The organism is Pseudomonas sp. Irchel s3h17 (genome assembly GCF_900187505.1).
Lineage (GTDB): Bacteria > Pseudomonadota > Gammaproteobacteria > Pseudomonadales > Pseudomonadaceae > Aquipseudomonas.
The window spans coordinates 415359-429587 of the sequence record NZ_FYDL01000003.1 but is presented as its reverse complement, the minus strand read 5'-3'; the positions used below and the strand labels follow the sequence as shown (position 1 = coordinate 429587).

Here is a 14229-nt window from a genome sequence, read left to right as displayed (position 1 = left end):
CTCAGCAATCGTTGGTTACATCTTTGATTTCTCGCGGAGTAACTTGTGATGCTGATAATCTTGTTGACTATCAGTCTGACTGCACAAGCACCCACACGAATTGCTTGATTCAGTTGTTAAAGAGCGGTTGGTTAAGATCTTTCGTCTCAACCGAGGGGCGCATTCTACAGCAGCCTCTGTTGCTGTCAAGCGGTTATTTTCAGAAGTTTTCAAAGTTTCCCTTGTAACTTCAACCACTTGCGCTTCCGATCTCTCGTCAGCGGGAGGCGAATTCTACAGCGTTACACGCTGCTGTCAACACCTCTTTTTCAACTTCCTTCTGGCTTCGATGACCTGAAGCAACCTGCTGCCGAAAACTGCGTAACTCTTTGTTTACCAAGGAGTTTTCCGTTTCGACTGCGCCGGAAGTGGGGCGAATTATAGACAGATAAAATTCGCCGTCAACTGCTAATTTCATAAAACTGTCATATTGTTCAAAAACCCCCGAAAACACGAAGGCCGGCCCTCCTCTTCCATAAGAGAGGGGCCGGCCTTCTACCCTTCTACTTACAAGCTAGGGAATGCGAACTGCGACGCTTCATGGCTGGCACGCTGTGGCCAGCGCTGGGTGATCGCCTTGCGACGGGTATAGAAGCGTACGCCATCCGGGCCATAGGCATGCAGGTCGCCAAACAGCGAACGCTTCCAGCCGCCAAAGCTGTGGTAGGCCACAGGCACGGGCAATGGAACGTTCACGCCCACCATGCCCACTTCGATCTCGTCACAGAACAACCGTGCCGCTTCACCGTCACGGGTGAAGATGCAGGTGCCGTTGCCGTATTCGTGATCGTTGATCAGTTGCATCGCCTCTTCCAGGCTGTTGACCCGTACGACGCACAGTACTGGCCCGAAGATCTCTTCTTTATAGATACGCATCTCTGGAGTGACGTTGTCGAACAGGCAGCCACCCAGGAAGAAGCCTTCCTCATGCCCTGCAACACTCAGGCCACGACCATCGACCACCAGGGTGGCACCGGCCGCGACGCCGTCATCCACATACCCGCTGACTTTGTCGCGCGCCTGACCGGTGACCAGCGGCCCCATGTCCAGGCCGCAAGAGGTGCCGGCACCGATTTTCAGTGCCTGGATCTGCGGTACCAGCTTGGCCACCAGGGCATCCGCCACCTGGTCACCGACGCACACGGCCACCGAGATCGCCATGCAACGCTCGCCACAAGAACCGTAAGCCGCCCCCATCAGTGCGCTCACGGCATTGTCCAGGTCCGCATCCGGCATCAGCACCGCATGGTTCTTCGCGCCGCCCAGTGCCTGGACACGCTTGCCGCGCTTGGTGCCTTCGGCATAGATGTACTCGGCAATCGGCGTCGAACCGACGAAGCTCAAGGCTTTGACTTCCGGCGCTTCGATCAGTGCGTCCACCGCGAACTTGTCGCCATGCACCACGTTCATCACGCCTTTTGGCAAACCGGCTTCCAGCAACAGTTGCGCGATCAGCAGCGTCGAACTTGGATCACGCTCGGACGGCTTGAGGATGAAGCAGTTACCGCAGACGATCGCCAGCGGGTACATCCACAGCGGCACCATGGCCGGGAAGTTGAACGGTGTGATACCGGCCACGACGCCCAGCGGCTGGAAGTCGGACCAGGCATCAATGTTCGGGCCGACGTTGCGGCTGTATTCGCCCTTGAGGATTTCCGGAGCGGCACAGGCGAATTCGACGTTCTCGATCCCGCGCTTCAGTTCACCCGCCGCGTCCTCCAGGGTCTTGCCATGCTCTTCGCTGATCAACTGCGAGATACGCGCTTCGTTCTGCTCCAGCAATTGCTTGAAGCGGAACATCACCTGGGCCCGTCTGGCCGGCGGCGTGTTGCGCCAGGCCGGGAACGCAGCCTTGGCGGCGTCAATGGCCTGTTGAATGGTTTCGCGGCTGGCCAATGGCACTTTATGGATAGGCTGGCCGGTGGACGGGTTGAACACGTCAGCGCTGCGACCGTGGTCGGTCACCAGTTCACCATTGATCAAATGCGGGATGAGGCTCATGCGGGGCTCCTGAAAAGTTGTCCACAAGCGCCCGTCACCGGGCGCCTGCTGTTTGTACTTATATAGAGGGAGGAATCAGTCGATCTTGTTCAGCACTTCGCCGACCGCGTCGAACAGACGATCGAGGTCTTGCGGCTTGCTGTTGAAGGTTGGGCCGAACTGCAGGGTGTCGCCGCCAAAGCGCACATAGAAGCCGGCTTTCCACAGCGCCATGCCTGCCTCGAACGGACGCACGATCGCATCGCCGTCGCGCCCGGCAATCTGGATCGCACCGGCCAGGCCATAGTTACGGATGTCGATGACGTTCTTCGAACCCTTGAGGCCGTGCAGTGCGTTCTCGAAATGCGGGGCCACCTCGGCCACGCTCTGCACCAGGTTTTCCTTTTGCAGCAGGTCGAGTGCCGCCAGGCCAGCGGCGCAAGCCACCGGGTGCGCCGAGTAGGTATAGCCGTGGGGGAATTCCACTGCGTATTCCGGCGTCGCCTGGTTCATGAAGGTCTGGTAGATCTCGGAGCTGGCAATGACCGCGCCCATCGGGATGGCACCGTTGGTCACTTGCTTGGCAATGCACATCAGGTCCGGGGTCACGCCGAAGCTGTCGGCGCCGAACATCGATCCGGTACGGCCGAAACCGGTGATCACTTCGTCGAACACCAGCAAGATATTGTGTTGATCGCAGATTTCGCGCAGGCGCTTGAGGTAGCCCTGAGGCGGCACCAGCACACCGGCGGAACCGGCCAGTGGCTCGACGAACACAGCCGCGATGTTCGACGCGTCATGCAGTTCGATCAACTTGAGCAACTCGTCAGCCAGGGCAATACCGCCCTGCTCCGGCATGCCGCGAGAGTAGGCATTGCTGGCCAGCAACGTGTGCGGCAGATGATCGACGTCCATCATTGCCTGGCCAAACAGCTTGCGGTTGCCGTTGACGCCACCCAGGCTGGTGCCGGCGATGTTCACACCGTGGTAGCCACGCGCACGACCGATCATCTTGGTCTTGGTCGCCTGGCCTTTCAGACGCCAGTAGGCACGGACCATCTTCACCGCGGTATCGGCGCACTCGGAACCGGAGTCCGTGAAGAACACATGGTTCAGGTTGCCCGGCGTCAGCGCGGTAATTTTCTCAGCCAGCTGGAACGACAGCGGGTGACCGTACTGGAAGCCTGGCGAGTAATCGAGGGTGCCCAGTTGCTTGGCCACTGCCTCCTGAATTTCCTTGCGGGTATGCCCGGCGCCGCAGGTCCACAGACCGGACAGCGAGTCATAGACTTTGCGCCCCTTGTCGTCGATCAGCCAGCTGCCTTCAGCCCCCACGATCAGGCGCGGGTCGCGCTGGAAGTTGCGGTTGGCGGTGTACGGCATCCAGTGAGCATCGAGCTTGAGCTGGCTGGCCAGGGATGTCGGGGCGTTTTCAGGCAAGTTCATGGGCAAAACCTCGCAAGGCAAAAAGCGGCGTAGGGATTAAAAAGCGTTGTTGCAGCTAAATTGCCACGGGGATAAAGTCTGTGAAATCCAACTTTTATAACCTTCAGTCAGTCACTCACTAAACTTTAGAGTAAGCGCATGAGCAGCCGTCGACCCGATCCACTGGCGCAAGTCAGCGACTTTGATATCCGCCTGCTACGGATCTTTCGCAGCGTGGTCGAATCCGGTGGTTTCTCCGCGGCCGAAAGCGTGCTTGGCATCGGTCGCTCGGCCATCAGCCAGCAGATGAGCGATCTCGAACAACGCCTCGGCCTGCGCCTGTGCCAGCGCGGCCGCGCCGGATTTTCACTGACGGAGGAAGGCCGTGAGGTCTACCAATCGGCGTTGCAGTTGCTAAGTGCCCTGGAAAGTTTTCGTACCGAGGTCAACGGCCTGCACCAGCACTTGCGCGGTGAGTTGACCATCGGCCTGACCGACAACCTGGTGACCCTGCCCCACATGCGCATCACCCACGCCCTGGCGCAACTGAAGGAGCGGGGGCCGGACGTGCAGATCCAGATCCGCATGATCGCCCCCAATGAAGTCGAGCAAGGCGTGCTCGACGGCCGCTTGCATGTCGGCGTAGTGCCCCAGGCCAGTGCCTTGTCGGGTCTTGAGTACCAGCCGCTGTACAGCGAGCGCTCGCTGCTCTACTGCGCCGTTGGCCACCCGCTGTTTTATGTCGATGACAAGCAACTGGACGATGAACGCCTCAACAGCCAGGACGCCATTGCCCCGACCTTCCGTTTACCGGCAGAGATTCAGGCCCACTACCAGGCGCTCAACTGCACCGCCAGTGCCTCGGACCGCGAGGGCATGGCATTTCTGATTCTGACCGGACGCTACATCGGCTACCTGCCGGATCACTACGCCAGCCTGTGGGTCCAGCAGGGTCGCCTGCGCGCGCTCAAGCCCGACGCCCGCTTCTATGACCTGAGCCTGGCATCGGTCACACGCAAGGGCCGACGCCCGCATCTGGTGTTGGAAAGTTTCCTGGAGAGCCTGGCGGCGACACGCTGACGGCCTGAAACTTGAGCGCCTGAGCGCTTTTGTCGCGACAAGGCTTGTCGGATTCCCGTGGGTGCGTTATCAACGCACAGGCGCCCCCACTGACCTGCCCGGAAACGTCCATGCCCCTTGAAGTCCCTGCCCACGCCGGTAAACCCGCCAGCCGCATTCGCCAGAAAAACGAAGAAGCGATACTCAAGGCCGCCGAAGTCGAATTCGCGCGCCACGGCTTCAAAGGCACCAGCATGAACACCATCGCGCAGAATGCCGGGCTGCCCAAGGCCAACCTGCATTACTACTTCACCAACAAGCTCGGCCTGTACATCGCGGTGTTGAGCAACATCGTCCAGTTGTGGGACAGCACCTTCAACACCCTGACGGCCGACGACGATCCGAGCGAAGCGCTGACCCGCTATATCCGCGCCAAGATGGAATTCTCACGCCGCCAGCCGCAGGCTTCGCGCGTGTTCGCCATGGAAGTCATCAGCGGCGGCGAATGCCTGACCGAGTATTTCAACCAGGACTACCGCGCCTGGTTCCTGGGCCGTGCACGTGTGTTCCAGGCCTGGATCGACGCCGGCAAAATGGACCCCGTCGACCCGGTGAACCTGATCTTCCTGTTGTGGGGCAGCACCCAGCACTATGCCGACTTCGCCACGCAAATCTGCCGCGTCACCGGTCGCAGCAAGCTGACCAAACAGGACATGGAAGACGCCGGCAACAATCTGATCCGTATCATTCTCAAAGGCTGCGGCCTCACGCCTGCCATTTAAGACCCACGCCATGCCTTTTACCCTCGATGGACTTTGCGAATACCGCGAAGAGATTCGCAAAAGCCGCTTCATCGCTCTCGCGGCGCCGATCAGCAGTGCCGCCGAGGCGCAGGCCTTTATCGAACAGCGCAGTGACCTGAACGCTTCGCACAATTGCTGGGCCTGGAAACTCGCCGACCAGTACCGCAGCAGCGACGACGGCGAGCCCGGTGGCACCGCCGGTCGACCGATACTCGCCGCCATCGAGGCGCAGGACTGCGACCAGGTCGCGGTGCTGGTGATTCGCTGGTACGGCGGCATCCAACTGGGCACCGGTGGTCTCGCCCGAGCCTATGGCGGCAGTGCCAACAAGTGCCTGCAAGGCGCCGCGAAAATCGAGCTGATCAGCCGTGTGCCGCTCAGCTGTGCCTGTGGCTTCAGCGAGCTGGCCCTGGTCAAGCTGCGCGTCGCCGAACTCGGCGGCCTGGTGGTGGAAGAGACGTTCACCGCAAACGGCGTGGACCTGCAACTGGCGGTGGGCGAAACACAGGTCCAGACATTGCAGGAGCAATTGGCCGGCCTGAGTCGCGGGCGGATTGTGTTACAGCGCTGAACAACCGCCCGCCATGTTTTGGGGCAACGCGGCATGCCAACTTCGCCAGCACTTGCCCACAGCCGCTGTGCACCCGACTGTGGATAACCTGAGCACACAGCGCTGTAGCCCTTCTGTCACGTGGCCTGGCGGGGATTGATCGCTTTTTGACCAGAATCATCTCAAACCCTTCAATTCCATCGAAAAACAATAGCTTGGAACGGTTTAGCACCTTTAGAACAAAGCCCTCCAGTGCTTATGCCCAGGCTTTTGGCTTGCGCACAATTACTGTGGAGCAACCTGTGGATAACCCGTTCATGCCTCGCGCAGTTGCATGGCCAGCATAGGCTGCAGCCGAATGATCATTTTTTAACCAGGCCTTACCAGATCCATCCCGCCCCCGATCTCGCACTTCGCCCCGAAGTGGTGCCACATGCAGATGCAAAATGCCGCACGCGCTTGAGCGAAACCGCGACGCCGTGCGCACACGGTTGTATGCGCCGGGGCAGGCCGGGCATTCGAAACAAGCCTTGGGTGCCTGCGGTCAGTGCGCCCCTCCAGGCACGAGGCTTGTCCGTGATGCCTGCTTCACAGGCAATGCCTGGGCAACGCCCCACGCCAACTCGAAGACCAGAAAAACCGCCAGCAACAACGTCGCACCATGGAGCAAGGCATAGACCTGCCAGGCTGCAAACAGAAACCGACCGACCGCGTCATAGCGGCCATACAGCGGTTGTGGATCACGAATCCGCAGCACCGACCAGACGCAGACAATCGAGCCCAACAGATTCGCCATCAGCAGGTGCGTCGGTTCGAACGGCGGAAAGCTTCCGGGCAGGCCGAGCGCCTGGTTCAAGGCCGACAACAGGCCGTGCAACGCGCCGAAACTCCAGGGCGTGACAAATGCTGCCATCACGATCAGGTCGTACCAGGCGCTGCCTCGTACCAGTCGGCGATACTGTTCAGTCGTCCACATTTCGCTCACTCCAATGATTCAAGGAGCACCAAGGCTAAAGCCTGGACTATGCTCGAAGGTCAACCCCCCCTGGAGTCTCGGCGATGCGTATCGGTGAACTAGCCCTGGCCAGCGCCGTCAGCCGCGATACCCTGCGTTTCTACGAGCAGCGCGGGCTGATCGCCGCCCAACGCAGCGCCAACGGTTACCGCGACTACCCCGAGGAAATGCTGCAACTGGTGCTCTACATCAAGACCGCCCAACGCCTGGGCTTTACCCTTGGCGAGATCGGCAGCAGTGTCGCCGCGCTCTGGCATGCCAAGGATCCGGAAAACGCGGTGACTCAACTCCTCCAGGACAAACTGGCGCTCATCGAAATCCGCATCGCCGAACTCGGTGAGTTGCGTCTTGAACTGCAACAACGGCTGGGACAACCTTGTCCACTGAACCCATGACCCTCTTTTCTCAAGGAAGCCATTCATGTCTACGGCAAAAACCGCATTGATCATCGGCGCCTCCCGGGGCCTGGGCCTCGGGCTGGTGAAGACCCTGCTGGCCGACGGCTGGCACGTCACCGCCACCGTGCGCGCCCCGCACAACGCCGAGGCACTGCAGGCGCTGGGTGACGTACGCATCGAGAAGCTCGACATGGACGACCAACAAGCGGTGATCGCCCTCAGCCAACAACTCAAGGGCCAGGTGTTCGACCTGCTGTTCGTCAACGCCGGCGTCAAGGGCCCCGCCGTGCAGACACCCGGTGGCGCGACACTGGCCGAAGTCGGCCAGCTGTTCTTCACCAACGCCGTGGCGCCGATCAACCTGGCCCAGCGTTTTGTCGGACAGATCCGCGAAGGCAGCGGCGTGCTGGCGTTCATGAGTTCGGTACTGGGCAGCGTGACCATGCCTGACGCCCCGGAACTGGCGCTGTACAAGGCCAGCAAGGCCGCGCTGAACTCGATGACCAACAGCTTCGTCAGCCAATTGGGCGAGCAGCAATTGACCGTGCTGTCGCTGCATCCGGGCTGGGTGAAGACCGATATGGGCGGTGAAGGGGCCGATCTTGATGTGGAAACCAGTACCCGTGGGCTGGTGGATCAGGTCAATGACTACGCCGGTAAGGGTGGGCATCACTTCATCAATTACAAGGGCGAGACCATTCCCTGGTAAACACCGCCATCCCCTGTGGGTGCACGTTTGCGCCCACAGGTATTCATCGTCCTGTCGGGCCAGGCTTGCCCGCAACGCACTTTTGATCGAAACTGCGCACCTCGTCCCCCGCGGCGACCCTGGATCAGCAGACAGGGCAACACTGAGCTGGCGAACCTGAACCCAACTTTCAGAGGAGCCGGCAAAATGCCCGCGACCCGTACCTGGTTAAAAAACCCTCTCGCCATCTTCACGGCCAACGACCTCGATGCCCGTGGCGGCCTGGTGCTGCAAGACGGCGTGATCGTCGAAGTACTCAAGCAAGGCCAGCAACCGGCCACTCCCTGCGCACAGGTCTTCGATGCCCGCGAGCACGTGATCCTGCCGGGGCTGATCAACACCCACCACCATTTCTATCAGACCCTGACCCGCGCCTGGGCACCGGTGGTCAACCAGCCGTTGTTCCCATGGCTGAAAACCCTCTACCCGGTCTGGGCCCGACTGACCCCGGAAAAACTCGCGCTGGCGACCAAGGTAGCCTTGGCCGAACTGCTGCTGTCGGGGTGTACCACCGCCGCCGACCACCATTACCTGTTTCCCGATGGCCTGGAAAACGCCATCGACGTGCAAGTCGACTGCGTGCGCGAACTGGGCATGCGCGCCATGCTGACCCGGGGCTCGATGAGCCTCGGTGAAAAGGACGGGGGCTTGCCGCCGCAGCAGACCGTGCAGGAAGGTGAAGTCATCCTCGCCGACAGCCAGCGCTTGATCGCCGAATACCACCAGCGCGGTGAAGGCGCGCAAATCCAGATCGCCCTGGCGCCTTGCTCACCGTTCTCGGTCACCCCCGAAATCATGTCCGCCAGCGCAGAAATGGCGAACAGGCTCGACGTGCGCCTGCACACCCACCTGGCCGAAACCCTCGACGAAGAAGACTTCTGCCTGCAGCGCTTCGGCCTGCGCACCGTGGACTACCTGGACAGCGTCGGCTGGCTCGGCCCCCGCACCTGGCTCGCCCACGGCATTCACTTCAACCCCGACGAAATCGCCCGCCTCGGCGCGGCAGGCACCGGCATCTGCCATTGCCCAAGCTCGAACATGCGCCTGGCCTCGGGCATCTGCCCAACCCTGGAGCTGACCGATGCCGGCGCTCCGATAGGCCTGGGCGTGGATGGCTCGGCGTCCAACGACGCCTCGAACATGATCCTGGAAACCCGTCAGGCCTTGTACATTCAGCGCCTGCGCTATGGTGCCGAGAAAATCACTCCGGAGCGGGTATTGGGCTGGGCCACCCGTGGGTCGGCGAAACTGTTGGGCCGTACCGACATTGGCGAACTGGCCGTGGGCAAACAAGCTGACCTGGCCATGTTCAAACTGGATGAGCTGCGCTTCTCCGGCAGCCACGACCCGGTCTCGGCGTTGCTGCTGTGTGGTGCCGATCGCGCGGACCGGGTAATGGTTGGCGGCAAATGGCGAGTGATCGACGGCCAGGTTGAAGGGCTGGACCTGAAGGGCTTGATCGCCGATCACAGCCAGGCCGCACGGCAACTGATCGCCGGCGTCTGACCGCACGCCATCGTTGCGCTGAACCTCGGCGACAGGATGGCACGCTGAAGCAATGACCGGTCTGTCCACGCCCAGCGGGTCATCGGCCCGCTGGGCGTGGATCGGTGTTCCATGCCCTTTCTCGCCCAGCCCTCCCCCCTACATGTCGCGGCTTGCCGACACCTGTGCCTGACGGTGGAACAGGACGCCGAGTGATGAACCGGTTGGTCAGGTTTTACCAATTGTTGCGACGAGCCTCTGTAGAATGGCGCCATTGCACCTGATGAGATTCGAAGCATGTACGACTGGCTGAACGCCCTGCCCAAGGCAGAACTGCACCTGCACCTGGAAGGCTCGCTTGAGCCTGAACTGCTATTTGCCCTGGCCGAGCGCAACAAGATCGCCCTGCCGTGGAGCGACGTCGAGACCTTGCGCAAGGCCTATGCCTTCAACAATCTGCAGGAATTCCTGGACCTGTATTACCAGGGCGCCGACGTATTGCGCACCTCCCAGGATTTCTACGACCTGACGTGGGCCTACCTGTTGCGCTGCAAGGCGCAAAACGTGATTCACACCGAACCCTTCTTCGACCCGCAAACCCACACCGACCGTGGCGTACCGTTCGAAGTGGTGCTCAACGGCATCGCCGCTGCACTCAAGGACGGCGAACAGCAACTGGGCATCACCAGCGGCCTGATCCTCAGCTTCCTGCGCCACCTGAGCGAAGAACAAGCGCAGAAAACCCTCGACCAGGCGCTGCCGTTCCGCGATGCGTTTATCGCCGTGGGACTGGACAGTTCCGAGATGGGACATCCGCCAAGCAAATTCCAGCGCGTGTTCGATCGTGCTCGTGGCGAAGGTTTCCTGACCGTCGCCCACGCGGGTGAAGAAGGCCCGCCGGAGTACATCTGGGAAGCCCTCGACCTGCTGAAAATCCAGCGGATCGACCATGGCGTGCGCGCAATCGAAGACGAGCGCCTGATGCAGCGGATCATCGACGAGCAGATCCCGCTGACCGTCTGCCCACTGTCCAACACCAAGCTGTGCGTGTTCGATCACATGTCCCAACACAACATTCTCGACATGCTCGAGCGGGGCGTGAAGGTCACCGTGAACTCCGATGACCCAGCGTACTTCGGCGGCTATGTCACCGAGAACTTCCATGCCCTGCATACCCATCTGGGCATGACCCAGGACCAGGCCCGGCGCCTGGCGCAGAACAGCCTGGATGCACGGCTGGTGAAACCCTGAGGCGCAAGGCAAGACGTCTGTACCCGTAGCACAGACGCCGGCCTCGGGTATCGCTAGAGCGCCAGTTCCAACTCGGTTTCTCTGGCGAACCGCTCGAGCTCACGCGCACCAGCCTCCGTCACCACCAGGGCTCGGGAGTCGTTGGGCAAACTCAACCAGCCAGACTGGATGAACAGCTGCAACAGCGCTGCACCCAGCGTGCCGCCCAGGTGCGGCCGACGCTCGCTCCAGTCAGGGCAAGCGCAGGCCACGTGCGAGTGGCTACGCGCCAATGCCTGAATGAACACCCCCTGGGTCGCCAGTTGCCTGGCACCCTTTGGGGTCACCGTGACGCGCTTGTCCAGCTGTTCGATCCAGCCGGCGTCGAGCAACCTCTGGAACAGGTCCGCCGCCAGGGTTCCACCCAGATGCTCTTCACAGAGCCTGGCGCGCAGCAGTGACGCAGGCGCCGACTGAACACTCGCCAAAGGGCTGGCGCGCTTGAACACGGGCGCAATCTTGCCTGGCGAGCTGGCCAGAGTGGCACTGGCCAGTGCCTGGACTGCCGCGCCGATCTCGGGAGCGGCCAGCCGGAAGAAGCGCTTTCGTCCCCGCGCCTCGACTTTCAACAGTCCGCCGCTGAACAAACGTCCCAGGTGAGCACTGGCCGATGACGGGGATAAACCTGCCAGCAACGCCAGTTCCTCGGATTGCCGTGCAGTACCGTCCATCAAGGCCCACATCATCGCGCTACGCTTCGGGTCGGCCAGTAAGGTGGCAATCTGGCTGATGCAAGGTGCATGTTCCATGTATTCACTCCCTGTTGAATCATTTGTCTACTGCTCGGGGGGACATCTTGACCAGTAATGTGATACCGGAAAAGGCGTGATATCCGCCAAAAACCGGGCTAAACAACCAACTAATACGACAAATTTCCTCGAAATCCTGAAATCGCGCCGCTGACGATCCACAGGAGGTTCCGAGGACTCGAGCATGGCCTGGCCTGTTTGCTGCCAACAGTGCCGACACTGGCGGGCGACTAGTATAAGCGCGATGATCGGCGGTTCCTGCCCCGGGAAAACCGTTGAAGGAGATAGCGCCTGCGAGAAATTTCCCTATATGAAGCGGATTACCGACAATCGACAAATCTTGTCGAAAAATCACCGGTCAATTGCGCGCAACGCCCCTTGAGCATTTCCCGTAACAGGTTCATCGGCTTACTCAAGTGAGCGCGATGGGCGCACAGTAAATTCAGCGGCGCGCGTTCGCCCGACAACTCCGGCATCAGCACCTTCAGGCGTCCGGCCATCACATCACCGGCGACATCCAGCCAGGACTTATAGGCAATTCCAGCGCCGGCGAGCGCCCATAACCGCACCACATCCGCATCATCACTGAAGCGATCACCATTGACCGTCAGGCTCACTTCCCGCTTGCCGTCATGAAAGCGCCAGTGGTCGTGAACCCGACTGCCGAGCATGTACAACAGGCAGTTGTGCTGCGCCAGTTGCTCCAGTTGACGCGGCTCGCCACACCGCGCGAGGTAGGCCGGCGCGGCGCACAGCACCCGGCGATTGTCCGGGGCAATGGGTAATGCCACCAGGCTTGAGTCTTCCGGTTCACCGTAACGCAGGGCAATGTCGACCGGCTGGCGGAACAGGTCGGCAATCCGGTCAGCCAATAGCAAACGCACCGTCAATTTCGGGTGCTCGCGCTGGAACTCGTCCAGCCACGGCAACAGCAGATTGCGCCCAAAGTCAGAGGGGGCCGACAACTGCAAGACACCGCTGACCTGATCCTGTCCGCTGGCGAGCAAGCGCCGCCCCTCATCCAACTGGCTCAGCGCCGCGCGGGCATATTCCAGGAACCCCTCGCCCTCGGCCGTCAGGCGCAGGCTGCGGGTCGATCGCGCCAACAACCGCGCCCCCAGTTGCTGCTCGATACGTTTCAACGCCGCGCTGGCCACTGCCGCCGACATGTCCATGCCGCGCGCTGCCGCTGACAGGCTGCCCAGGTCGGCGGCCCGTACAAACACCTGCAAGTCATCGAAACGCAGCATCCACTCACCCGCATTATCAAAAATTCATTGAAAGAGACTGCTCTTTTAGCGGCTTTTATCTTTAAGAGAAATAGCCAATGATCGGTGCCATCCCATGACAACCGAGCCTTCCACGCCATGAAAGCCATCGCCTACTACACCTGCCTGCCGATCAGCGACCCAGATGCCCTGCAAGACATCGAACTGCCGGAGCCCGTCGCCGGCCCACGGGACTTGCTGGTGGACGTCAAGGCCATCTCCGTCAACCCGGTGGACACCAAGGTTCGCCAGAACGTCTGCCCTGAAGACGGCGCCGCCAAAGTGCTGGGTTGGGATGTGGCCGGCGTGGTCAGGGCCGTTGGTAGCGAGACAAGCCTGTTCAAGCCCGGTGACAAGGTCTACTACGCGGGCTCCATTGCCCGCGCCGGTGGCAACAGCCAGTTGCATGTGGTGGACGAGCGGATTGTCGGCCACATGCCCCGCTCACTGGGGTTTGCCGAAGCGGCGGCCCTGCCGTTGACCGCGATTACCGCCTGGGAACTGCTGTTTGAACGCCTGCAGGTGCGCGAAGGCAAGACTGATGAGGGGCAAAGCCTGCTGATCGTTGGCGCCGCGGGTGGCGTGGGTTCGATCCTGACCCAGCTGGCCAGCCAACTCACCGCCTTGACCGTCATCGGCACCGCCTCCCGCCCGCAAACCCGCAACTGGGTAAGCGAACTGGGAGCCGACCTGGTCATTGATCACAGCCAGCCGCTGAGTGACGAACTCAAGCGTGCCGGTCACCCACAGGTGACTCACGTGGCCAGCCTGACCCAGACGGATCAGCATTTCGCCCAACTGGTCGAAGCCCTGGTCCCGCAAGGCAAACTCGCGCTGATCGATGACCCCAAGGCACTGGACATCACCCAGCTCAAGCGCAAGAGCCTGTCGCTGCACTGGGAGTTCATGTACACCCGTTCGTTGTTCGAAACCGCCGATATGCTCGAGCAGCACAAGTTGTTGAACCGGGTGGCCGAGTTGATCGACGCCGGCATCTTGAAAACCACCGTCGGCGAACACTTCGGCACCATCAATGCGGCCAACCTGCGTCGGGCCCACGCACTGCTGGAAAGCGGCACGTCCAAGGGCAAGATCGTGCTCGAGGGCTTCTGAGGATCAGGCGATCGTGGCCTGCCAGGCGCGGTCGTTTGCCGTCAGTCAGAGAGTTGATCTACATCAGAACGGCGAGTGGATTCAGGACTACAATCGTGACCTCTGCAGTGCAATCATTAAGCACGGAGGTCAGCAATGAAGATCCTGATTAAAGAACTGGCGAAATCCCAATGGCAAGTCCGTTTGGACGACCAGACAGTGAACTTCCGCTCTGAAGCAGAAGCTCGCGCCTTTACCTCGACCCTCGAGGCCCGATTGCACGCCCCCCATCGCCTCCCGGAACACCAACAACGCGCGGCTGGCTGAC

Annotated in this window: 15 protein-coding genes; 9 read left to right on the top strand and 6 right to left on the bottom strand. The window is 61.0% G+C overall.

Annotated features, from left to right (window positions below; all coding sequences use genetic code 11):
• Positions 1 to 256: 256 nt before the first annotated feature.
• The 3 genes from CKW25_RS26625 to CKW25_RS06010 form a co-directional block, all read right to left on the bottom strand.
• On the bottom strand, positions 257 to 493 hold the full coding sequence (locus tag CKW25_RS26625; protein WP_172736418.1) for a hypothetical protein: 237 nt from the start codon (positions 491 to 493) through the stop codon (positions 257 to 259).
• Between the two features lie 53 nt (positions 494 to 546).
• Positions 547 to 2040 carry a CoA-acylating methylmalonate-semialdehyde dehydrogenase gene (locus CKW25_RS06015; RefSeq protein WP_095078277.1) on the bottom strand — a complete coding sequence of 498 codons (1494 nt, stop codon included), beginning with the start codon at positions 2038 to 2040 and terminating at the stop codon, positions 547 to 549.
• Between the two features lie 75 nt (positions 2041 to 2115).
• Positions 2116 to 3465, bottom strand: coding sequence for an aspartate aminotransferase family protein (locus tag CKW25_RS06010; protein WP_095078276.1), 1350 nt, complete (start codon positions 3463 to 3465; stop codon positions 2116 to 2118).
• Positions 3466 to 3603: 138 nt separating this feature from the next.
• Here CKW25_RS06010 and CKW25_RS06005 point away from each other — a divergent pair, with 138 nt between their 5' ends.
• The 3 genes from CKW25_RS06005 (at position 3604) to CKW25_RS05995 (ending at position 5877) form a co-directional block, all read left to right on the top strand.
• Entirely contained in the window at positions 3604 to 4524 is a 921-nt protein-coding gene (locus CKW25_RS06005; protein WP_095078275.1) for a LysR family transcriptional regulator, read from the top strand.
• Between the two features lie 110 nt (positions 4525 to 4634).
• The gene (locus tag CKW25_RS06000; RefSeq protein WP_095078274.1) at positions 4635 to 5285 is read left to right on the top strand and encodes a TetR/AcrR family transcriptional regulator; all 651 of its coding nucleotides are present in this window, start codon (positions 4635 to 4637) and stop codon (positions 5283 to 5285) included.
• Between the two features lie 10 nt (positions 5286 to 5295).
• The gene (locus CKW25_RS05995) at positions 5296 to 5877 is read left to right on the top strand and encodes a YigZ family protein (RefSeq protein ID WP_095078273.1); all 582 of its coding nucleotides are present in this window, start codon (positions 5296 to 5298) and stop codon (positions 5875 to 5877) included.
• Positions 5878 to 6400: 523 nt separating this feature from the next.
• On the opposite strand, the gene CKW25_RS05990 is transcribed toward CKW25_RS05995, so the two are convergent.
• On the bottom strand, positions 6401 to 6832 hold the full coding sequence (locus CKW25_RS05990; protein ID WP_095078272.1) for a hypothetical protein: 432 nt from the start codon (positions 6830 to 6832) through the stop codon (positions 6401 to 6403).
• Between the two features lie 83 nt (positions 6833 to 6915).
• On the opposite strand from CKW25_RS05990, the gene CKW25_RS05985 reads away from it, so the two are divergent.
• From CKW25_RS05985 to CKW25_RS05970, 4 genes are all read left to right on the top strand, one after another.
• Positions 6916 to 7266, top strand: coding sequence for a MerR family transcriptional regulator (locus CKW25_RS05985; RefSeq protein WP_095078271.1), 351 nt, complete (start codon positions 6916 to 6918; stop codon positions 7264 to 7266).
• A 25-nt stretch (positions 7267 to 7291) separates the two neighbouring features.
• A complete protein-coding gene (locus tag CKW25_RS05980; protein WP_095078270.1) occupies positions 7292 to 7978 on the top strand; it encodes an SDR family oxidoreductase in 687 nt (228 codons plus the stop codon).
• A gap of 186 nt (positions 7979 to 8164) precedes the next feature.
• Complete coding sequence (locus CKW25_RS05975) at positions 8165 to 9523, top strand: 8-oxoguanine deaminase (RefSeq protein WP_095078269.1); 1359 nt, start codon at positions 8165 to 8167, stop codon at positions 9521 to 9523.
• Positions 9524 to 9799: 276 nt separating this feature from the next.
• A complete protein-coding gene (locus tag CKW25_RS05970; RefSeq protein ID WP_095078268.1) occupies positions 9800 to 10753 on the top strand; it encodes an adenosine deaminase in 954 nt (317 codons plus the stop codon).
• 53 nt (positions 10754 to 10806) lie between these two features.
• Here the strand turns inward: CKW25_RS05970 and CKW25_RS05965 are convergent, their stop codons facing one another.
• Positions 10807 to 11541, bottom strand: a complete 735-nt coding sequence (locus CKW25_RS05965; RefSeq protein ID WP_095078267.1) for a helix-turn-helix transcriptional regulator — start codon at positions 11539 to 11541, stop codon at positions 10807 to 10809.
• A 320-nt stretch (positions 11542 to 11861) separates the two neighbouring features.
• Complete coding sequence (locus CKW25_RS05960; RefSeq protein ID WP_095078266.1) at positions 11862 to 12791, bottom strand: LysR family transcriptional regulator; 930 nt, start codon at positions 12789 to 12791, stop codon at positions 11862 to 11864.
• Positions 12792 to 12908: 117 nt separating this feature from the next.
• On the opposite strand from CKW25_RS05960, the gene CKW25_RS05955 reads away from it, so the two are divergent.
• Together CKW25_RS05955 and CKW25_RS26620 are read left to right on the top strand one after the other, a co-directional pair.
• Positions 12909 to 13922 (top strand): zinc-binding alcohol dehydrogenase family protein, encoded by a 1014-nt coding sequence (locus tag CKW25_RS05955; RefSeq protein ID WP_095078265.1) that lies wholly within the window; start codon positions 12909 to 12911, stop codon positions 13920 to 13922.
• A gap of 135 nt (positions 13923 to 14057) precedes the next feature.
• Positions 14058 to 14228 (top strand): hypothetical protein, encoded by a 171-nt coding sequence (locus CKW25_RS26620; protein WP_172736416.1) that lies wholly within the window; start codon positions 14058 to 14060, stop codon positions 14226 to 14228.
• The last annotated feature ends 1 nt before the right edge of the window (position 14229 follow it).

Bases quoted from the DNA above. Each gene is read 5' to 3' on its own strand.
- CKW25_RS05960 (WP_095078266.1), bottom strand. From the start codon at position 12,791: ATGCTGCGTTTCGATGACTTGCAGGTGTTTGTACGGGCCGCCGACCTG.
- CKW25_RS06015 (WP_095078277.1), bottom strand. From the start codon at position 2,040: ATGAGCCTCATCCCGCATTTGATCAATGGTGAACTGGTGACCGACCAC.
- CKW25_RS05955 (WP_095078265.1), top strand. From the start codon at position 12,909: ATGAAAGCCATCGCCTACTACACCTGCCTGCCGATCAGCGACCCAGAT.
- CKW25_RS05970 (WP_095078268.1), top strand. From the start codon at position 9,800: ATGTACGACTGGCTGAACGCCCTGCCCAAGGCAGAACTGCACCTGCAC.
- CKW25_RS06005 (WP_095078275.1), top strand. From the start codon at position 3,604: ATGAGCAGCCGTCGACCCGATCCACTGGCGCAAGTCAGCGACTTTGAT.
- CKW25_RS05995 (WP_095078273.1), top strand. From the start codon at position 5,296: ATGCCTTTTACCCTCGATGGACTTTGCGAATACCGCGAAGAGATTCGC.
- CKW25_RS05965 (WP_095078267.1), bottom strand. From the start codon at position 11,541: ATGGAACATGCACCTTGCATCAGCCAGATTGCCACCTTACTGGCCGAC.
- CKW25_RS05985 (WP_095078271.1), top strand. From the start codon at position 6,916: ATGCGTATCGGTGAACTAGCCCTGGCCAGCGCCGTCAGCCGCGATACC.
- CKW25_RS26620 (WP_172736416.1), top strand. From the start codon at position 14,058: ATGAAGATCCTGATTAAAGAACTGGCGAAATCCCAATGGCAAGTCCGT.
- CKW25_RS05975 (WP_095078269.1), top strand. From the start codon at position 8,165: ATGCCCGCGACCCGTACCTGGTTAAAAAACCCTCTCGCCATCTTCACG.
- CKW25_RS06010 (WP_095078276.1), bottom strand. From the start codon at position 3,465: ATGAACTTGCCTGAAAACGCCCCGACATCCCTGGCCAGCCAGCTCAAG.
- CKW25_RS05990 (WP_095078272.1), bottom strand. From the start codon at position 6,832: ATGTGGACGACTGAACAGTATCGCCGACTGGTACGAGGCAGCGCCTGG.
- CKW25_RS06000 (WP_095078274.1), top strand. From the start codon at position 4,635: ATGCCCCTTGAAGTCCCTGCCCACGCCGGTAAACCCGCCAGCCGCATT.
- CKW25_RS05980 (WP_095078270.1), top strand. From the start codon at position 7,292: ATGTCTACGGCAAAAACCGCATTGATCATCGGCGCCTCCCGGGGCCTG.